The organism is Nocardioides sp. B129/18, from assembly GCF_055282735.1.
On record NZ_JBUZJI010000024.1, the window covers coordinates 1 to 18,550 of the forward strand.

Below are 18,550 nucleotides of genomic sequence, written 5' to 3' on the forward strand. Positions count from 1 at the left end.
CGCTCGGTGCTGCTCGCCTGGCTGGCGGTCTCGGCGCTCGCGCTGCTGGCCGCGCCGTCGAGACGTTCAGCCGAGCCCTCATGGACGACGACCTGCGCCGCGCCTTCGGGTACGCCGCCCCGTCGCCGCTGGTGCAGGCCCTCTCCCGCGGCGCGCTCAAGGCGCGCGGCCGGGCGCTGCGCCGCTTCCCGGCCCGGGTGACGCCCCTGCAGGTCGAGGACCTGCCGTGGATCCGCTCCTACCCCGACGGTCACCGCGTCGAGGAGCTGGGCACCTTCCCGGTCCCGGGGCTGCGCGGCTGCCCGGTGCGGCACGACGCCGAGACGCCCGCCGCCGGCTGAGCACCCGGGCCGGGGAGCGGGTCAGCGGACGACGACGACCTTCGTCGTCCCCTTGCTGGTGAAGTACCAGACCTTCGCGGCGGTGGTCTTGCTCAGCCGGATGCAGCCGTGGGACTCGGAGAAGTTCGTGCCGAGCCACCAGTCGGGGTGGATCTGGTCGTCGTGGTCCTGGCGGTCGGTGGGGATGCGGTGGAAGCCGATGCCGCAGGGCGCGAACCGCACGAAGTAGTCCAGCGCCACCGAGCCGCTCATCGAGGTGTTGCGACGGATCCGCGCCGCGCGTCCGCACTTCGAGCCGGTGGTGTAGCTGCCGGGCTTGAGCTCGCCGGTGTTGTCGATGATGCCGTTCTGCCAGTCCGAGCGACCGTCGCTGCCGACCAGCCACACCCAGTTCTGCGACTGGTCGATGACGATGCGTCGACCCGATCCGGACTTCGCGGGGATCGGCCGCTTGCTGCACCAGATGCGCTTGGCCGAGGAGAGTCGCTGACGGGTGGCGGTGTCGATGCGGCCGCTCTGGCTCAGCGAGTTGGCGGCCTGGAACCGGATGACGGCCGCCTTGGTCATCAGCCCCGCCTTCCCGTCGACCGGGCCGGGGTTGCAGCCGAGGTAGCGCAGCTGACGCTGCTGGGTGGCGAGGGTGCTCGACGCCTCGGCGCCCGGACCGACGAGGGTGCCGGTCAGGGCGATCACGAGAGCGACGAGGATCAGGGCGGGGCTGCGGCGCACGGGTTCCTCCAAGGGGGTCGGCGGCCATCGTCGCCCACCGCGGGTCCCGTGGGAAGCGCTCCGCCGGGTGGGTCGCGAGGATCCGGCGTCTGCCGTCCGAGCCGGCGCGGTGTCCCTTGGACGCCCGTCCCCGCCTCAGCATCTCGGGAGCCGCTCGTGCCAGACCCCGTCCGCGACGACGTCCTGCGAGACGCGCCGACCCGCCTGGAGCTGCTGCGTCGTCAGCGGGACGGGCTGCGCTCGGCGCGTCGTCGCGGCACCGCCGCGCTCGCCCTCCTGCAGGCGTTGCCGGGGCTGGTCGCCCTGGCCGGTGCTGTGGTGGGGCTCGCCCTGGCCCTGGAGCCCGACGGCGGCCGGGGCGTGGGCTGGGCGCTCGCCGTCCCGCTCCTCGTCGTCGCGCTGCTCGGCCTCGGGTGGGCGCTGCGGCTCCCACGCGCGGGCGGCCGCGAGCGCGCCGCCGTGCTGACGCCCGAGCGGGGCCTGGTGCTGCTCGGCCGGTCCCTCGCAGCCGTCCATTCTCCGGGCCTGCCCCAGGGGTCGCCGGTGCTGCTCCCGGACGGTCGTCCGGTGCCGGCCACGCGCGGCGAGCTGCTCCGCGCGCGGGCCGAGCGGGTCGGGGCCGCCCAGGTGCGTGCCCTTCCGCTGCGATGGCGGCGCGGCCTGGAGGGCCTTCCGTGGGTGCTGCTCGGAGCCGGGGCGGGCTGGCTCGCCGGCATCGCCCTGACGCCGGGCGCCGCCAGGCCTCGTGCCGTCGCCGGGAGCCTCGCGGTCGCGCACTCGCTCACGGCGGCCTCCGGCCTGGCGCGGGCCCGTCGCGATCACCGGCGGCTCGCGTCGGTGGCCACGGACTGGGCCCTCGTCGAGCGCACGGTGCCCGCCCGGGCCCTGCCGGCCGGTGACGTCGACCCCGCCACCGCCACGGCCTTCGACCTGCGCGACGACCCGCTGCTGCGCGAGCAGCGCGTCGAGCCCGCCACCCGCAGGGTCTCGGCCCTCTATCAGGTGCACGTCCTCTACCTGCTCGCGCTGTCAGCGGCGATCGTGGTGGGCTTCGTCCTCGCGCTCGGCGCAGTCCCGGGAGACGCTCGCGGTGTCGCTGCGGCTGGCGTTGATCACGGTCAACCTCCTCGGCGTCGGGGTCGTCGTGCTGGTGGCCGCGACGCGTCTCTCCGGTGCCGAGCTGCTGGGCGTCGTCGCGTTCCTCGCCGTCCTGTACGGCAGTGCCTTCGGCCTGATCTGGACGCGGCAGCGGCGGCGCCGCGGGGTGCGCCTGTGGCCCCTGCTCCAGGGAGAGCAGACCGTGCTCGAGGGCGCCCGCCCGCGCCCGGTGCGCCTGGAGGTCACCGACGCGAGCCTGCGCATCGCGGACGCCCGCGGGACGGATCGCGTGGCCGTCGAGCTGCCCGTCGCGGACCTGCTCGCGGTGGTCGACGTGCCGCGCACCGAGTGGAGCGATCCGCCGACCGTGGCGGTGCTGACGTCCGCCACCCCCGTGGTCCTGGTCGGCCGCGACGTGGCGCAGGACCCCGCGATCCGCGCCCTCCGCGAGCGCCTCTCACCCCAGGGGGCGTGAGAGGCGGCATGGAGCCGCGAGCAGGGAACGCTGGAGGCATGGCCACCACCTCCACGCACCGTGTCCCCTCCGCCCCCGCGTCCTCGGGCGCCCGGGGATGGCTGACGCTGCTGCCGTTCCTGGTGGCGGTGGCGATCGCCTCCGGCGTCGGCGGGCTGGCGGCGGCGTCGTCCTCGCAGACCTACCGCAGCCTCGAGCTGCCGCCGTACGCACCGCCGTCGTGGGTCTTCGGCCCCGTGTGGACGGTGCTCTACGTGATGATCGCCGTCGCCGGCTGGCTGGCCTGGCGCAGCGGCGGCGGACGTCCGGCGCTGGTGGTGTGGGGCGTGCAGCTGGTGCTCAACCTGGCGTGGACGCCGCTGTTCTTCGCCGCCGACCTCTACACCGTGGCGCTGGTGGAGATCGTGGCGCTGCTGGTCGCCGTGGCGGCCACGATCGCGGTGTTCCGGCGCACCTCGACGACGGCCGCCTGGCTGCTGGTGCCGTACCTGGCGTGGGTGGCGTTCGCGACCGCGCTCAACGCCGGCATCGTCGTCCTGAACTGAGGAGGCTCAGGCCGAGCCGCCGCCCGGCCCCCGTCCGCGCAGGTGGTCGTGCAGGCGCCGCGCCACCGATCCGGCGGTCGCCTCGGCCGCGGGCTGGGTCGCGGCCGTCACCCGCGACGACGTCAGCGCGACGACGGCGAGTCGGTCTCCGTCGGCGTGCTCGACCACGCCGGCCTCGTGCCGCAGGGTGAGCAGCGTCCCGGTCTTCGAGGACCAGGTGGTGGAGTCCGAGGCGAAGTCGGGCCACAGCCGCTGACGCATCACGTTCTGGCCGAGCAGCTGACGCATGTGGGCGGCCACCGGCTCGTCGAGCGCGCCGTCGGGCCGCCACACGAGCCGCAGGAGGTCGGCCTGGGCGCGGGCGGTGGTGGTGCTGGCGCGGCCGACGTCGAGCTGGCGCACCCGGTGGCCGCTGCCCGTCGTTGCGCCCCGCGTCGCGAGGGTGAGCGCGAGGTCGGGGTCGTCCGGCATCGCCTCGAGCGGAGTCCGCCCGAGCTCGCCGACGTCGTGGCGCACCACCAGGCCGTCGATCCCGTGCGTGCGCAGCCAGGCGGTGACGTCGTCCGGCGGAACCAGGGCCAGCAGCGCATCGGCGGCGGCGTTGTCGCTGAGCGCGACGGCCAGGTAGAGCACGTCCTCCAGCGCAGGCGCGACCGCGTGACGGAACTGCGGCACGCCCGGCGCCCCGGGCACGGCGCCGGCACCGGGCTCCAGCGGCAGCGGTGCCGCGGCATCGAGCTCGCCGGCGCTGATGCGGTCGAGCACCGCCAGCCCGAGCGGCACCTTCACCAGCGACGCCGCGGGCACCACGATGTCGGGGTCGAGGCCGATCTCCTCGCCGGTGCGCAGGTCGCGCACGAGGAACCATCCGTCGAGGCCGGCGTCGTCGAGCTCGCGACGCAGATCCCGCTCGAGACGGCTCACCGTGACGCCGCCGTCGCGCCGAGGGCCCGGGCGATCGGCTCGGCCAGGGCCGGCAGCAGCGCGGACACCGCCCGGCTGCCGTCGGTGACCAGCGCGTGCGCGCGCACCAGGGCGGGGTGCGCCAGCGGGGACCACGCCAGCTGCCACCGCGCGGCATCGGCGCTGCCGGCCACCACGACGTCGTGACTGGTCAGGGCGGCCGCGAGCGCTGATCCGGCGGACGCCGCGACGACGAGCTGGCGCGGCCGCAGTCCGGCGGCGTCGACGGCGGCAGCGAGCGGATCGCGCACCGCCGGCACGTCGTCCTCGGGCAGCAGCCACACCCGCGGCGCGTCCTGACGGCCGCGGTATGGCCGCAGGGCGTGCAGGTGCGCGACGTCGTCGCCGGGGACGGCGCTGGCGAGGCCGAGCGGGCAGGTCCAGTGCGCCAGGTCGGCGGCGGTGGGCACGACGGCGGCCCCGGCCCGGTGCTCGGTCAGCGCGGCGACGCGCTCGCCGGGTGCGGTCGGCACCAGCACCAGGCGCAGTCCGTGGTCGGCTCCGGCGATCTCGACGGCGGCGGCGTCGCGGGCGTCCCAGCCGTCGGGCACGGCCAGGTGCAGTGCGTCGAGCCGGCCCTCCTCGGCGTCGAGCTCGAAGGCGTCGGCGGCGGCGATCAGCCGACGCGCTCCCGGCAGGAGGCGACGACCCAGCGGGGTGGGGGAGGGCCGCCGCGCGGAGCGGTCGAGCAGGAGCCCGCCGACGTGCCGCTCCAGGGCGGCGATGCGGCGGCTGGCCACCGGCTGCGACATGCCGGCGGCCGCGGCTCCGCGGGTGAAGCTGCCGCGCTCGGCCACGGCGACGAACGCGCGGCACAGGGGGAGCAGGTCCACGCGCCGAGGCTAGCCGAGGCACTCATGTCGATCCGGCATGGAACAGCACGCATCCGTCTTCGACGGCATGAGCGGCTCGGCGCAGCATCGAGGCCATGAGCCGCATCTCCCGCCGTGCCGCCGGATCCCTCGCCTGCCTCGCCGCCGTGCTCGCCGCAGCGGCGCCGCTCGGCCCGTCGTCGGCCGAGGCCCGCGACCGTCCGCCGATCACCGCCCTTGCCTGCTCCTCCGACGTCACCGCGCGGCTAGCCGCGCTGGAGCGCGCCGCCGACGCCCGACTGGGCGTCTACGCCGTCGACACCGGCACGGGCCGGACGGTGGCCTACCGGGCCGACGAGCGGTTCGCCTACGCCTCGACGATCAAGGCGCTGGCGGCCGGCGCGGTGCTGCGTCGCCTCGACGCGCGCGACCTCGACCGTCGCCTCACCTGGACCGCCGACGAGGTGGTGGCCAACTCGCCGGTGACCTCCCAGCACGTGGCCGACGGCCTCACCGTGCGGCAGGTCATCGCGGCCGCGATCGAGGTCAGCGACAACACCGCCGGCAACGAGCTGTTCGAGCTGCTCGGTGGGCCGGCGGGGGTGGAGCGCTCGCTGCGGGCGCTGGGAGATCGCACCACGTCGGTCGACCGGATCGAGCCCGACCTCAACTCCGCGATCCCGGGCGATCCTCGCGACACGACCACGCCCCGGGCGCTCGTCGGCTCGTTCGGCCGCTACGTCCTGGGCTCCGCGCTGCCGCCGTTCGACCGTCGCCTGCTGCTGCGCTCGCTGGATCGCGCCAGCACCGGGCTGACGCTGATCCGGGCCCAGTTCCCGGCCGGCTGGAGGGTGGGCGACAAGACCGGCTCGGCCTCCTACGGCACCCGCAACGACCTCGCCGTCGTGCGCCCGCCGGGCCGCGCGCCGATCCTCGTCGCGGTGCTCACGACCCATGACGACCCGAGTGCCGCCACCGACGACGCGCTGGTCGCGGCGGCCGCGAAGGTCGTCGCAGACCGCCTGTCCTGACCCCTCGCGCCGCGGCGCGCGTTCTCCACAGATTGATCCGGCCCTCTTCCGGGTAGACGGGCCTGCACGTACCTTCGCAGTCCAGGCCTCCTTTGATCTCGGGACGGAGTCCGCATGACCGTGACGCATGCCGCCGCGCCTGCGCGCCAGCCGGTCGCGCCTGCGGCGCCGCCGGTGCCCTCCGCGGTGCTCGACGCCCTCGATCGCCGGGTGCGCGAGCTGGTGCGCGCTGAGGGCGTCGACCCCCAGCGAGAGCCCGACGTCGTGCGGCGGGTGGCCGGGCAGGCCGTCGCCGAGCACGACCAGCGGGCGCTGACGGGCTCGGTCTCCGCGCTCGTCGACCCTGAGGCGGTCGTCACCGAGCTGCTGGCGCGCGTGGCCGGCTTCGGGCCGCTGCAGCCGTTCCTGGAGGACCCCGACGTCGAGGAGGTGTGGATCAACGCCCCCGACCGCGTCTTCGTGGCGCGGCACGGACGCCACGAGCTCACCAACCTGATCCTCACCAGCGCCCAGGTCGACGAGCTCGTCGAGCGCATGCTGGCTTCCAGCGGCCGTCGCATCGACCTCTCGACGCCCTTCGTCGACGCGATGCTGCCGGGCGGCCACCGTCTCCACGTCGTCCTCGAGGGCATCAGCCGGGGCTTCTCCGCGGTGAACATCCGCAAGTTCACCGTCCGCGCCAACCGGCTCATCGACCTGGTGTCCCTGGGGTCGATGACCCCGCTGGCCGCCTCCTTCCTGGAGGCCGCGGTCAGGGCCGGGCTCAACGTCCTGGTGGCCGGTGGCACCCAGGCCGGCAAGACCACGCTGCTCAACTGCCTGGCCGCCGCGGTGCCCGGCGGCGAGCGCATCGTCAGCGCGGAAGAGGTCTTCGAGCTGCGCTTCCCCCACCCCGACTGGGTCGCCATGCAGACCCGTCAGTCCGGCTTGGAGGGCACGGGCGAGGTCGTGCTGCGCGACCTCGTCAAGGAGGCTCTGCGCATGCGCCCGAGCCGGCTGATCGTCGGCGAGGTGCGTGCCGCCGAGGCGCTCGACCTCCTGCTCGCGCTGAACTCCGGGCTGCCGGGCATGGGCACCCTGCACGCCAACAGCGCGCGCGAGGCCCTGGTCAAGCTCTGCACGCTGCCGCTGCTGGCCGGCGAGAACATCTCCTCGGCGTTCGTGGTGCCCACCGTCGCCTCCTCGGTCGACCTCGTCGTCCACCTCGGGCTCGACGCCGCGGGGCAGCGGCGCGTGCTCGAGATCGTCGGGGTGCCCGGACGGGTCGAGAACGGCGTCATCGAGGCCGAGCCGCTCTTCGTGCGCACCGACGGAGAGCTGCGTCGCACCGGGGGCGCCGCACCGCGCGCTGAGGCGTTCGCGCGGGTCGGCATCGACGTCCGCCGGCTCCTGCACGAGCCGTCGCATGGGGCGGGGGAGTGAGGGCCGATGGGCGTCGTCCTCGGACTGCTGCTCGGCATCGGGCTGTTCCTGGTGTGGAGCTCCTTCACGATCCCGCGCCGTCCCCGCGCCCCGCGCACGGGGGGACGCACGGCGCAGATGCTCACCCGCGCCGGCGCCGGACGGCTGGGAGCCGGCGGCCTCGGCGCCGTCTGCCTCGTCTCGGGTCTGGTGGCGGGACTCACCGTCCAGGCCGTCTCCGGCACCGTCCCTGTCGCGCTGGTCTTCGCCGCTCTCGGCGGCTACCTGCCCTACACCGCCCTCGCCACCCGGGCACGGCGGCGCCAGCGCGAGCTCGCCGAGGTCTGGCCCGAGGCGGTCGACCATCTCGCCAGCGGCGTCCGCGCCGGGCTGTCCCTGCCGGACGCGCTCGCCGGCCTGGCTGAGCGCGGCCCCGAGCCGCTGCAGGCCGCCTTCCGCGCCTTCGCGCTCGACTACCAGTCCACCGGGCGCTTCGGCGACTGCCTGGACCGGCTCAAGGAGCGCCTCGCCGACCCCACCGGCGATCGCGTCTGCGAGGGCCTGCGGGTGGCCCGCGAGGTCGGCGGCGGCGACCTCGGCCGGCTGCTGCGCAACCTCTCCGGCTACCTCCGCGACGACGCCCGCACCCGCTCCGAGCTCGAGGCCCGCCAGTCCTGGACCGTCAACGCCGCGCGCCTGGCCGTCGCGGCCCCCTGGCTCGTGCTCCTGCTGATGGCCTGGCAGTCCGAGGCGATCCGGCGCTACTCCTCTCCGGGCGGCGTGGCGGTGCTGATCGGCGGCGCGGTCGCCTGCGTGGTCGCCTACCGGGCGATGATCTGGATCGGGCGTCTGCCCGAGGAGCCGAGGGTGCTCTCGTGAGCCCGGCCTGGACGGGAGCCGGCCTGGGCCTCATCGCGGGCCTGGGCCTGGTGCTGGCCCTCGCGCGGGTGCGCGCGATCCTGCGCCCGAGCCTGGCCGACCGCGTCCTGCCCTACCTGCAGGACCTCCCAGCGGTCCCCGCGTCGCGGCTGCGGTCGGCGCGCGGCGGCACGGGCATCGTCCAGAACCTCCTCGAGGCCGCCGCCTACCGCGTCGACGACGTCCTCGGCGGGGCCGCATCGGTGCGCCGCCGCCTCGAGCGGGCCGGTCTCGAGCCCGACGTGCAGGCCTTCCGCGTCCAGCAGGTGCAATGGGGACTGATCGGGCTCGCGGTCGCCGCTGCCTGGACGATCCTCCAGCCGCCGGGACGTCCGGCCGACGTCGTTCCGTCGGTGCTCGTGCTCGGCGCCTCGCTGGCCGGGGGCATCGTCGTGCGCGACTGGTGGCTGAGCCAGCAGGCCACCTCTCGCGACCGACGCGTGCTGGTCGAGTTCCCCACCATCGCCGAGCTGCTCGCGCTCGCCGTCGCCGCCGGCGAGAGCCCCGTCGCGGCGCTGGAGCGAGTGGTGCGCCGCGGGAGCGGCGCGCTTGCCGAGGACCTCCGTCGCGTGCTGGCCGAGATCCGCACCGGCGAGCCGGTCGCCGCCGCCTTCGACGCCTACTCCCGCCGCTCCGGGCTGCCGTCGGTCGCCCGCTTCGCCCAGGCCCTCGCCGTCGCCGTCGAGCGGGGAACCCCGCTGGCCGACGTCCTCCACGCCCAAGCCGCCGACGTCCGCGAGTCCGGACGCCGCGAGCTCATCGAGTCCGCCTCGCGCAAGGAGATCGCGATGATGGTGCCGGTCGTCTTCCTGGTGCTGCCCATCACCGTCGTCTTCGCGTTCTGGCCCGGGCTCGTGGGCCTTCACCTCACCGCCCCCTAGACCCCCGCGCGGGGCGGATCGGGCCGCCCCGCACCGAGAGGAGCACCACCATGGGAACCATTCGGAACACCGGCGATGGCCTCGCCCTGCGGCTGATCGCCCTGCTCACCGGGGCGCTACCGACGCGTGAGCACCGCGACGGCCGCGACGATCGTGGCGACGTGCCGGGCTGGGTGCTCGTCACCGTCATGAGCGTCGCGCTGGTCGGCATCCTCACCAAGACCGCGGGGCCGCTGCTCTCGCAGATGCTCTCCGACGCCCTGTCCTCGGTGAAGTGAGCCGGCGCCGACGGCCTCACGACGCGCGGGGAGCCGCCGTCGTCGACGTCGTCCTCGTGCTGGTGCTGCTCGTGCCGCTCGTCCTCGGCGTGCTGCAGGTGGCGCTGGTGCTGTTCGTGCGCAACTCGGTCGCCTCGGCCGCGGCCGAGGGCGCCCGCTACGCCGCGACCCTGGATCGCGACGGCGGGGACGGCGTGCTGCGCACCCGTCAGCTGATCGCGCAGGCGCTCGCGGCCCGCTTCGCCGAGGGCGTGCGCTACCAGCCGACGCTGGTCGACGGGGCGCCCGCGGCGCAGATCACCGTGCACGTGCGGGTGCCAGCGCTCGGCCTCGGCGGTCCTGCCGTCGAGCTCGACGTCACCTCCCGCGCGATCGAGGAGCAGCCGTGAGGCGGCACCGGCGAGCCGCCGCGCGCGACGAGCGGGGCACCGCGCTGGTGGAGTTCGTCTGGCTCGGCATCCTGCTCCTGATCCCGCTGATCTGGATCCTGCTCAGCGTCTTCGAGGTGCAGCGCGGCGCCTACGGCACCTCCAGCGCCGCCCGCGCGGCCGGACGCGCGTTCGTGCTCGCGCCCGATGACGCCACCGGACGGCAGCGGGCCGAGGAGGCCGCCCGGCTCGCGCTGCGCGACCAGGGCGTCGACGCGCCGGTGTGGGTGAGCATCGCCTGCGAGCCGATCCCCACCGACTGCCATGCCGGCACCTCGATCGTCAGCGTCCGCATCGACACCCGCGTCGACCTCCCGCTGCTGCCGCGCATCCTCGGCGGGGGCGCGCCCAGCGTGGCGCTCGACGCCAGCCACCGGGTGCCCGTGGGCCAGTTCCAGGAGCGCGACCGATGAGCCGGCGGACGGTGCGCGATGAGCGGGGCTCGGTGACCCCGCTGATCATCGGCTTCGCGCTGGTGCTGGCCCTCGCGGTGGCCCTGGTCGTCGACGCCACCGCCGCGTTCCTGCAGCGGCAGTCGCTCGACACCCTCGCCGACGGCGCTGCACTCCAGGCCGCCGACCTCGGCGCCGCCGGACGCGCCTACCAGGGCGGGGTGGCCGACCAGCGGCTCGTGGTCGACGACGCCAGCGCTCGGGCCGCCGTCGAGGACTACCTGCGCGACGTCGGCGCCTTCGCCGAGCACCCTGGTCTGCGCTACGCCGTCGAGGTGCGGCCCACCGAGGTCGTCGTGCGCCTCGACGCCGGACTCGACCTGCCGCTCGCCATCCCCGGCTCGCCCGCCCGTCCGACGATCGGCTCCACGGGAGCGGCCGTCACGACGATCGACCCCTGACTCAGGCCCGTGTCGCCCGCGCCGCCCGCGCTGCTCGCTCCGCCCGGCTGGGGCCGCGCCACATCAGGGCCGTCGCGCCCAGCACCGCCGCGACGTGCACCACGCGGCTGAGCGCGAACGCCAGATCCAGCCCCGAGGTCGGCACCGCGTCGAGGGGCGCGCCGTCGAGCAGCCACCCCAGCGGACCCACCAGCAGCGAGGCCAGACCCACGACGCCCAGCCCCAGCGTCAGCACCCAGGCCGCCGCACGGGAGCCCCGCGCCAGCCGCACCACCATCACGCCCGCCACCACGAACACGACGCTGCGCACCGCCACCTGGGCCACCAGTGCCCCCGTCGAGAGATCCGGGCCGTGCCCGGCCGCCACCGCGGCCAGCACCAGCAGCGTCTCGAAGACGCCCGCGCCGATCGCCACCCACCACAGCCGCACGCTGCGCGGCAGCGAAGGCCCTCTCCGAGATCCGCCCCGAGTCATGAGTCCACGCTGAAGGACCGCCCTCCGGTCCGCAAGGGTGCCGGCCCCCGGGGGGATCTGGGACTCAGCGGGGGCGTCCGCCCGGGCGCTGCGTGAGCCGATGCCCGGGGGCGTACCGGATGCGACGCGGGAGTGGACTAGACCGGATGAGAATGTGCTCACGCAGGGAGCCCGAAGGACCCATTCCCCTGTCGGGAGCCCGGTCGGCGGCGTAGTTTGCCGAGCATGGAGTGGAGCTTCCCCCGGCGCTCCGAGAGCTCCCGACGTCGTACCCCCGCCGCCGTCGGCGCAGTGCTCGCAGCCGTCCTCATGACCGCAGGCGTCCTGGCTGCCCCCGCCCCCGCTGCGACCGCGCCCACCGCCAGCGCGAAGGTGTCGGCGGCCGGCAAGTACCAGCAGGAGGCGATCGCCGCCACCAACGCCCAGCGCACCAAGAACGGCCGCGTCGCGCTCAAGCAGAGCACCTGCCTGCAGCGCTTCGCCGCCAAGCAGGCGACCAACCAGGCCAGCCGCCGGAAGATGTACCACCAGTCGCTCAGCCCGATCATGCGCACCTGCGGTCTCAACCTGGCCGGCGAGAACGTCGCCTACGGCTTCAAGAACGGCACGTCGCTCGTCAACGCCTGGATGAACTCGCCGGGCCACCGTGCCAACATCCTCAACGGCAACTTCAAGCTGATCGGCCTCGCCGCGCGCCAGTCCAGCGACGGCACCTGGTACGTCTCGCAGGTCTTCGGCCGCGCCCGCTGACCGCTGGTGGCCCCGCAGACGACGCCGGGGAGTGGGCCGCAGGCGGGAGCGCCCCGTAGGGTGACCCCTTGTGGCAGGCCCTGACTACGACGTCGAGATCAAGCAGCTCCAGGCGACGATGAAGACCATCGGCCAGGTGCTCGACCTGGACCAGATGCGCTCGGAGATCGCCGACCTCGGCGAGCAGGTCGCCGCACCCGACCTCTGGGACGACCAGGCCAACGCCACCCGCGTCACCGGCCGCCTCTCCGACCTCCAGGGTCAGATGGAGCGCTACGAGGGCCTGATGAGCCGCATCGAGGACCTCGGCGTCCTCGTCGAGCTCGGCCAGGAGGAGGGCGACGCGGACTCCCTCGCCGAGGCCGAGCGCGAGCTCGGCTCCATCAAGGGCTCGGTGGAGTCCCTCGAGGTCCGCACCCTGCTCTCCGGCGAGTACGACGCCCGCGAGGCGCTCGTGACGATCCGCGCCGGCGCCGGCGGCGTCGACGCCGCCGACTTCGCCGAGATGCTCATGCGCATGTACACGCGCTGGGCCGAGCAGCACAAGTACTCCGTGGAGGTCTTCGACACCTCCTACGCCGAGGAGGCCGGCCTGAAGTCGGCCACCTTCGCCATCCACGCGCCCTACGCCTACGGCACGCTCAGCGTCGAGGCCGGCACCCACCGCCTGGTGCGCATCAGCCCCTTCGACAACCAGGGCCGCCGCCAGACCTCCTTCGCCGCGGTCGAGGTCGTGCCCGTGCTCGAGCAGACCGACGAGATCGAGATCCCCGACGAGGAGATCCGCGTCGACGTCTTCCGCTCCGGCGGCCCCGGCGGGCAGTCGGTCAACACCACCGACTCCGCGGTGCGCCTGACCCACCTCCCCACCGGCACGGTGGTCTCCTGCCAGAACGAGAAGTCCCAGCTGCAGAACAAGGCCAGCGCCATGGTGGTGCTCAAGGCCAAGCTGCTGGCGCTGAAGAAGGCCGAGGAGAAGGCCCAGCTCGACGGCCTGCGCGGCGACGTCGCGGCGTCCTGGGGCGACCAGATGCGCAACTACGTGCTCAACCCGTACCAGATCGTCAAGGACCTGCGCACCGGCTACGAGTCGGGCAACCCGAGCTCGGTCTTCGACGGCGAGATCGACGACTTCCTCGAGGCCGGCATCCGCTGGCGCCGCAACACCGAGAAGGCCGACGCCTGATCTGACAGACCGGGCTCAGCGCGGCCGCGCCAGCAGCGAGCGCGGGCTCTCCGGTCCGGTGCCGACGGCGTTGACCGCCCGCACCCGCACGGCCCACAGGCCGTCGGCGAGCCGCAGCGTCGCGCCGCCGACCGGTCCGGTGCGGAACCAGCGGGTCTCGAGCAGTCGTCCGCTCAGGCTCAGCCGGGTGGCGCGCAGCAGGTAGCCGGTGATCGGAGAGCCGCCGTCCGACGGGGCGCTCCAGCGCGCCGTCAGCGAGAGCCAGCCGCCGGAGGCGCCGCGGGTCAGCGTCGGCCGTGCCGGCGCGCTCGGCACCCGGGCCGAGGCGGTGCGGACGCTCAGCGTCGCGGTCGTGCCGGTGCCGGCGGCGTTGACCGCCGCCAGCGACACGGCGTAGGTGGTGCCGGCGCTCAGCCCGGTGAGGGTGACGCCGCGGGCGTCGGCGCCCAGCTGCACCAGCGGCTGGCCGGGCACGGCGACGACGTAGGCCGTCACGGGGCTGCCGCCGTCGGTGGTCGGGGCGCTCCAGGCCAGGCGCGCCGAGCCGGTGCCGACCGCGGTGGCGGCCAGGCTCAGCGGGACGCCCGGAGGCGAGGCCGGGGTCGGGTCGACGGGCGGGTCGGTGGGCGTGGGGTTCGTCGGCGTGGGGTCGGTCGGCGTGGGGGTGGTCGGGCTGGGATCGACCGGCGTCGGATCGACGGCGCCGCCCGGCGTGCAGCCCGAGGCGGTGAGGGAGTAGCGGCCCAGACTGGCGTAGTCGCTGTAGATCACGGCGTCCTGGGCGGTGGTGTAGCCGACGCCGTCCACCTCGACGAACAGGCTGCGCCCGCCGCCGTCGCCGAGGGTCGCGGTGGCGTCGAGGCCGGTGGCCGCCTGGTAGCTCTGCCGCACCATCGCCGGGTCGGCGGTGGCCAGCGCGGTGCCGGTGGAGTCGAGCAGCCGCAGGCGGACGTCGAGGTCGGGGCTCTCGGCGTCGGGGGAGGCGTGCACCGAGACCGGTCCGGTGCAGGTGCCCAGGGCGTAGACGTCGACGTCGGAGCGGGTGGCGATCAGGCCGGGTGCCGCGGTGGTGGGCAGGGTCGTGGCCGCGGTGGCGACGGTGTCGCCGGCGTCGTCGGCCATCACCGGCGCGTTGCGGCTGATGACGTCGAGGTCGTCCTCGGTGTTGCTCGCGCCCGCGTACTCGCCCTTGCTCCAGGTGATCACCGGCTGCGAGCCCGAGCCCATGATCGGCGCCCAGCCGCCGGCGCCGCCGTAGTAGGAGGTGCCGTTGGTCAGGCCGTCGTGGGAGAGGCCGAGCTGGTGGCCGATCTCGTGGCTCACCGTCTCCGCGATCGAGACCGTGTCGTCGTAGTAGCGGGTGAAGGCCCAGGCCGGCTGGGTGGCCTGGTGGCCCGAGGTGCGGCCGTAGGTGCCGACGTAGGAGATGCCGGTGCAGCCCGACTGGCCCTGGCAGGTGGCCGACGAGCCGTGGGCCGCGGCGCTGTCGGTGATGGCGGCGACGGCGCCGTAGACGGCGTCGGAGGAGCCGGCGCGGTCGATCGCGGCGGCCGAGGGCTCCTGGGTGGTGACGTCGACGTCGAAGGGCGCGTAGTCCTCAGCGACGCGCTGCCACACCGCCTGGATCACGCCGCGCTCGGTGGTGGAGAAGGTGGCGTAGTCGGCGTCGAGCGACCAGCCGCCGTAGGCGCCGGCGGCCATGCCCGATCCGATCCAGGCCGCGCCGTAGCCGTTGCTGCCCTCGGCGAGGGTGACGCCGTCGAAGTCGAGGTAGATGGTGCGCTTCGAGCCCGGACGGCTGTGCAGGGCGAAGGTGTCGGCGGCCGGCACGACCAGCCGCTGCGAGATCGAGCCGGGGTCGGTGCGCTGCGCGAGCTGGTCGCGGAAGGCGACGAGGCCCGGGCGCGTCACGACCGTCGTGGGGTCCTCCAGCAGCCGGGCCAGCGCCGCGGGCGTGCGGCCGTTGAGACGGGCCACCGTCGCGAGGTCGTCGTCGCCGAGCCGCGCCAGGGCCTGCGGGCCACGCAGCTGCGGCACGATCGGCCGCGGCGTCGGGCCGTCGGACGCGGCGATGCGCGCGGCGCCGGAGTCGCCCGGCGAGCCCGCCGCGAGCGCGCCGACGGAGGTCGTCGCGACCACCGCGAGCAGGGCGAGCGCCGGCACCGCCGGACGCAGCAGGGGGCGGACGTGTCGGGGCAGGCGCATGGGGGACTCCTTCACGGCTCAGCCCTCACAACGGCCGTGCGAGCCCCGACATGAGCCAGATCACCGAATCCCGCCGTGCCGGTGCGGGTGCGCGATCCGCTGGGCAGGCTCGACTAACCTCGATCGGGTGATTCGCTTCGAGAAGGTCACCAAGACCTACCCCGGCACCACCGTGCCCGCCCTCGACGGCGTGTCGGTCGACATCGAGAAGGGCGAGTTCGTCTTCCTCGTCGGCACCTCCGGCTCGGGCAAGTCCACCGCGCTGCGCCTGGTGCTGCGCGAGGCGCGCCCCACCGCCGGCCGCGTGTACGTCGCGGGCAAGGAGATCAACCGGCTCGCCGGCTGGAAGGTGCCCCGGATGCGCCGCCAGATCGGCACCGTCTTCCAGGACTTCCGCCTGCTGCAGAGCAAGACCGTCGCCGAGAACGTCGCCTTCGCCCTGCAGGTCATCGGCACCCCGTCCCGCGAGATCCGCAAGGTCGTGCCCGCCACGCTCGACCTCGTCGGCCTCGCCGACAAGGGCGACCGCCTGCCCGACGAGCTCTCCGGCGGCGAGCAGCAGCGCGTCGCCATCGCCCGCGCCTTCGTCAACCGGCCGATGATCCTCATCGCCGACGAGCCCACCGGCAACCTCGACCCCTCCACCTCGGCCGACATCATGACGCTGCTGGAGGAGATCAACGGCACCGGCACCACCGTCGTCATGGCCACCCACGACCACGGCATCGTCGACACCTTCCGCAAGCGCGTCGTCGAGCTCGACCACGGCCGCGTCGTGCGCGACGAGGCGTCCGGCGCCTACGGCTTCCAGCACTGAGGCCGTCCCACTCCCTCCCGATCTGATCCCGATCTGACCACGCGCGGGCCCACCCGCGCCCGCCTCCGCGCCATCGACCCCGATCCAGAGAGTCCTCATGCGCTACGTCTTCTCCAACCTCGGCCAGGGCCTGCGACGCAACCTGTCGATGCACCTCGCCGTGATCCTCACCCTCTTCGTCTCCCTCGCCCTCGTCGGCGCGGGCGTCCTGGTGAAGCGGCAGGCCGACGCCGCCGCGTACCAGTGGGGCAACGACCTGCAGATCACCGCCTACCTGTGCCGTGACGACGACCCCGACCAGCGCTGCCTCGGCGCCGTCGACGACGAGCAGAAGGCCGCGATCTCGAAGGTCGTGAAGGAGAACCCCGAGGTCAAGTCGTTCTACTTCGAGTCCCAGCAGACCGCCTACGAGAAGGCGCAGAAGCTCTTCGACCCCAAGCTCTTCGAGGGCGACCAGCCGGTGCTGACCCCGAAGGACTTCCCGGAGTCGATCTGGATCACGCTCAAGGACCCCAAGCAGTTCAAGGGCATCACCAGCGCCGTGCTCGGCCTCGACGGGGTGGCCAGCGTCAAGGACCAGCGCGACGTCGTCCAGCCCATCCTGCGCTCGATGGACGTCATGCAGATCGCCTCGCTCGGCGTGGCGGTGTTCCTCGTCATCGCAGCGCTGCTCCTGGTGGCCAACACGATCCGCCTCGCGGCGTTCGCCCGCCGCAAGGAGATCGCGATCATGCGACTGGTGGGCGCCTCCACGCTCTACATCGCCCTGCCCTTCCTCCTGGAGGCGCTGATCACCGCGCTCATCGGCGTCGTGCTCGCCGGTGGCGCCCTCGCGGCGGGCATGTGGTTCGGCGTGCACCAATGGCTCAAGGACTTCCTCGGCTTCATCCCGTGGATCGGCATGAACGACTTCCTCTACGCGCTGGTCGTCGTCGCGATCCTCGGACCGGTCATCACCCTGCTCCCGACACTCCTGCTGACCCGCAAATACATCAAGGTCTGACCTCGGCGGGCTACCGTCGAGGGGTTCACTTCCCCGAACACCTTGGACTGACATGCGCCTCTTCCCCGGCGCCGTGCTCCCGCGCGGTACCCACCCACGCCTGCTCGCCGTCGCGGCGATGATCGCGCTGCTGCTCGGCGTCCTGACGCTGCCGCTGGCCAACGCCGACGACAGCCTCAAGGACCGCCGCAACCAGGTGCGCTCGCAGATCAAGGGCGCCCAGCGCGACCTCGACGAGTCGAGCGCGGCCACGCGCAAGGCCGCCTACGCGGTGCAGGCGGCCGAGAAGCGCCTCGCGGCGGCCAAGAAGCGGCTCTCCGGGCTCACCGTCCAGCTGGCCGAGGCCAAGCGCACCGACGCGCGGCTGGCCGCAGCGCTGGTCACCGCGCGGCAGCGCCTCGAGGACGCCCGCGCGGCGCTCGAGGAGGCGACGGCCGCCGTCGAGGCGCAGCGCCAGCGGGTGCGCACCACGGTCGGCACCTACTACGCGCAGGGCGACCCGCGGCTGCGGGCCTTCGCCAACCTGCTCGGCTCCGACAGTCCCGAGGACCTCACCCGGCGCGACGGCCTCAACGACGCCGTCATCGCCCACGAGGCCGGGCTCTACGACGACCTCCTCGCCACCGAGGACCAGCTCGCCGACCGCGAGCAGGAGGTGCAGCAGGCCACCGCCGACGTCGCACGTCAGCGTCAGGCCGCCGCCGACAACCTCACCCGCATCTCCACGCTGCGCGCCAGCGCGAAGAAGGCCGCGGACTCCGTGCGCAGCCTCGTCGCCGAGCGCACCGCCGTCCAGGCCAAGGCCGCCGCGGCGGCCCGCGCCGATCGCGGGGTGCTGGCCCGCCTCAAGGCCCGCGAGGACCGCATCCGCCGTCAGATCCTCGCCCAGCAGGCGCGCGCCACCGGCAACATCCGCGCCGGCGACGGCTACCTGACCCCGCCGGTCAACGGCCCGGTCACCTCGCCCTACGGCTACCGGATCCACCCGATCTACGGCTACTACGGCCTGCACAACGGCACCGACTTCGGCGTCTCGTGCGGTGAGGCGATGAAGGCGGCCGGCAACGGCGTCGTCACCCAGCGCTACTTCGACGAGGTGTACGGCAACCGGCTCTACGTCAGCCTCGGCAGCGTCAACGGCAAGAACCTCACCGTGGTCTACAACCACGCCTCGGGGTACCGGGTGAACGTCGGTCAGCGCGTGACGCGCGGCGAGACCGTCGGCTGGGTCGGCTCCACCGGCTGGTCCACCGGCTGCCACCTGCACTTCATCGTCATGGTCAACGGCACGCCCGTCGACCCCGAGAAGTGGCTCTGACCGGACGCTGAGGCGGCGCCGAGGCGGCGCCGCCGGCAACTCG

21 protein-coding genes and 1 pseudogene are annotated in these 18,550 nt (G+C 74.3%); 16 read left to right on the top strand and 6 right to left on the bottom strand.

Annotated features, from left to right (window positions below):
• Window positions 1-341: pseudogene (locus ACZDWJ_RS15545) on the top strand (hypothetical protein); the annotation flags it as partial.
• Between the two features lie 21 nt (window positions 342-362).
• On the opposite strand, the gene ACZDWJ_RS15550 reads toward ACZDWJ_RS15545, so the two are convergent.
• On the bottom strand, window positions 363-1,070 hold the full coding sequence (locus ACZDWJ_RS15550) for a L,D-transpeptidase family protein (RefSeq protein ID WP_463522284.1): 708 nt from the start codon (window positions 1,068-1,070) through the stop codon (window positions 363-365).
• A gap of 135 nt (window positions 1,071-1,205) precedes the next feature.
• The gene (locus tag ACZDWJ_RS15555) at window positions 1,206-1,586 is read right to left on the bottom strand and encodes a hypothetical protein (RefSeq protein WP_463522286.1); all 381 of its coding nucleotides are present in this window, start codon (window positions 1,584-1,586) and stop codon (window positions 1,206-1,208) included.
• A 574-nt stretch (window positions 1,587-2,160) separates the two neighbouring features.
• Here ACZDWJ_RS15555 and ACZDWJ_RS15560 point away from each other — a divergent pair.
• Both ACZDWJ_RS15560 and ACZDWJ_RS15565 read left to right on the top strand, forming a co-directional pair.
• Window positions 2,161-2,643 (top strand): hypothetical protein, encoded by a 483-nt coding sequence (locus ACZDWJ_RS15560; protein WP_463522288.1) that lies wholly within the window; start codon window positions 2,161-2,163, stop codon window positions 2,641-2,643.
• A 38-nt stretch (window positions 2,644-2,681) separates the two neighbouring features.
• Window positions 2,682-3,188, top strand: a complete 507-nt coding sequence (locus tag ACZDWJ_RS15565; protein WP_463522290.1) for a TspO/MBR family protein — start codon at window positions 2,682-2,684, stop codon at window positions 3,186-3,188.
• Window positions 3,189-3,194: 6 nt separating this feature from the next.
• Here ACZDWJ_RS15565 and ACZDWJ_RS15570 read toward each other — a convergent pair whose 3' ends face one another.
• Window positions 3,195-4,112: a serine hydrolase gene (locus tag ACZDWJ_RS15570; RefSeq protein ID WP_463522292.1), complete on the bottom strand. Its 918-nt coding sequence runs from the start codon at window positions 4,110-4,112 to the stop codon at window positions 3,195-3,197.
• Complete coding sequence (locus ACZDWJ_RS15575; RefSeq protein WP_463522294.1) at window positions 4,109-4,984, bottom strand: LysR family transcriptional regulator; 876 nt, start codon at window positions 4,982-4,984, stop codon at window positions 4,109-4,111. The genes ACZDWJ_RS15570 and ACZDWJ_RS15575 overlap by 4 nt, the downstream gene beginning before the upstream one ends.
• 95 nt (window positions 4,985-5,079) lie before the next feature.
• Here ACZDWJ_RS15575 and bla point away from each other — a divergent pair, with 95 nt between their 5' ends.
• The 8 genes from bla (at window position 5,080) to ACZDWJ_RS15615 (ending at window position 10,753) form a co-directional block, all read left to right on the top strand.
• A complete protein-coding gene (bla, locus tag ACZDWJ_RS15580; protein WP_463522296.1) occupies window positions 5,080-5,994 on the top strand; it encodes a class A beta-lactamase in 915 nt (304 codons plus the stop codon).
• A 114-nt stretch (window positions 5,995-6,108) separates the two neighbouring features.
• Complete coding sequence (locus tag ACZDWJ_RS15585) at window positions 6,109-7,416, top strand: CpaF family protein (RefSeq protein ID WP_463522298.1); 1,308 nt, start codon at window positions 6,109-6,111, stop codon at window positions 7,414-7,416.
• Between the two features lie 6 nt (window positions 7,417-7,422).
• Entirely contained in the window at window positions 7,423-8,274 is an 852-nt protein-coding gene (locus tag ACZDWJ_RS15590; RefSeq protein ID WP_463522300.1) for a type II secretion system F family protein, read from the top strand.
• Entirely contained in the window at window positions 8,271-9,194 is a 924-nt protein-coding gene (locus tag ACZDWJ_RS15595; protein WP_463522302.1) for a type II secretion system F family protein, read from the top strand. The genes ACZDWJ_RS15590 and ACZDWJ_RS15595 overlap by 4 nt, the downstream gene beginning before the upstream one ends.
• Before the next feature lie 50 nt (window positions 9,195-9,244).
• A complete protein-coding gene (locus ACZDWJ_RS15600; protein ID WP_463522304.1) occupies window positions 9,245-9,472 on the top strand; it encodes a hypothetical protein in 228 nt (75 codons plus the stop codon).
• Window positions 9,469-9,861, top strand: a complete 393-nt coding sequence (locus tag ACZDWJ_RS15605; RefSeq protein ID WP_463522306.1) for a TadE/TadG family type IV pilus assembly protein — start codon at window positions 9,469-9,471, stop codon at window positions 9,859-9,861. Before ACZDWJ_RS15600 ends, ACZDWJ_RS15605 begins: the two co-directional genes overlap by 4 nt.
• On the top strand, window positions 9,858-10,313 hold the full coding sequence (locus tag ACZDWJ_RS15610; protein ID WP_463522308.1) for a hypothetical protein: 456 nt from the start codon (window positions 9,858-9,860) through the stop codon (window positions 10,311-10,313). The genes ACZDWJ_RS15605 and ACZDWJ_RS15610 overlap by 4 nt, the downstream gene beginning before the upstream one ends.
• Complete coding sequence (locus tag ACZDWJ_RS15615) at window positions 10,310-10,753, top strand: pilus assembly protein TadG-related protein (RefSeq protein WP_463522310.1); 444 nt, start codon at window positions 10,310-10,312, stop codon at window positions 10,751-10,753. The genes ACZDWJ_RS15610 and ACZDWJ_RS15615 overlap by 4 nt, the downstream gene beginning before the upstream one ends.
• Before the next feature lies 1 nt (window position 10,754).
• Here the strand turns inward: ACZDWJ_RS15615 and ACZDWJ_RS15620 are convergent, their stop codons facing one another.
• Entirely contained in the window at window positions 10,755-11,183 is a 429-nt protein-coding gene (locus ACZDWJ_RS15620) for a hypothetical protein (protein ID WP_463522312.1), read from the bottom strand.
• Between the two features lie 270 nt (window positions 11,184-11,453).
• Between ACZDWJ_RS15620 and ACZDWJ_RS15625 the strand changes: the two genes are divergently transcribed.
• Window positions 11,454-11,978 (top strand): CAP domain-containing protein, encoded by a 525-nt coding sequence (locus ACZDWJ_RS15625; RefSeq protein WP_463522314.1) that lies wholly within the window; start codon window positions 11,454-11,456, stop codon window positions 11,976-11,978.
• A gap of 70 nt (window positions 11,979-12,048) precedes the next feature.
• Window positions 12,049-13,164: a peptide chain release factor 2 gene (prfB, locus tag ACZDWJ_RS15630; protein WP_463522316.1), complete on the top strand. Its 1,116-nt coding sequence runs from the start codon at window positions 12,049-12,051 to the stop codon at window positions 13,162-13,164.
• A gap of 15 nt (window positions 13,165-13,179) precedes the next feature.
• On the opposite strand, the gene ACZDWJ_RS15635 is transcribed toward prfB, so the two are convergent.
• On the bottom strand, window positions 13,180-15,369 hold the full coding sequence (locus tag ACZDWJ_RS15635) for a fibronectin type III domain-containing protein (RefSeq protein WP_463522318.1): 2,190 nt from the start codon (window positions 15,367-15,369) through the stop codon (window positions 13,180-13,182).
• 127 nt (window positions 15,370-15,496) lie between these two features.
• On the opposite strand from ACZDWJ_RS15635, the gene ftsE reads away from it, so the two are divergent.
• The 3 genes from ftsE to ACZDWJ_RS15650 all read left to right on the top strand — a co-directional run bounded on the left by ftsE (window position 15,497) and on the right by ACZDWJ_RS15650 (window position 18,507).
• Window positions 15,497-16,186: a cell division ATP-binding protein FtsE gene (gene ftsE, locus ACZDWJ_RS15640; RefSeq protein ID WP_463522320.1), complete on the top strand. Its 690-nt coding sequence runs from the start codon at window positions 15,497-15,499 to the stop codon at window positions 16,184-16,186.
• Between the two features lie 97 nt (window positions 16,187-16,283).
• Window positions 16,284-17,189 (top strand): permease-like cell division protein FtsX, encoded by a 906-nt coding sequence (ftsX, locus tag ACZDWJ_RS15645; protein ID WP_463522322.1) that lies wholly within the window; start codon window positions 16,284-16,286, stop codon window positions 17,187-17,189.
• Window positions 17,190-17,241: 52 nt separating this feature from the next.
• A complete protein-coding gene (locus tag ACZDWJ_RS15650; RefSeq protein WP_463522324.1) occupies window positions 17,242-18,507 on the top strand; it encodes a peptidoglycan DD-metalloendopeptidase family protein in 1,266 nt (421 codons plus the stop codon).
• Window positions 18,508-18,550: the final 43 nt, after the last annotated feature.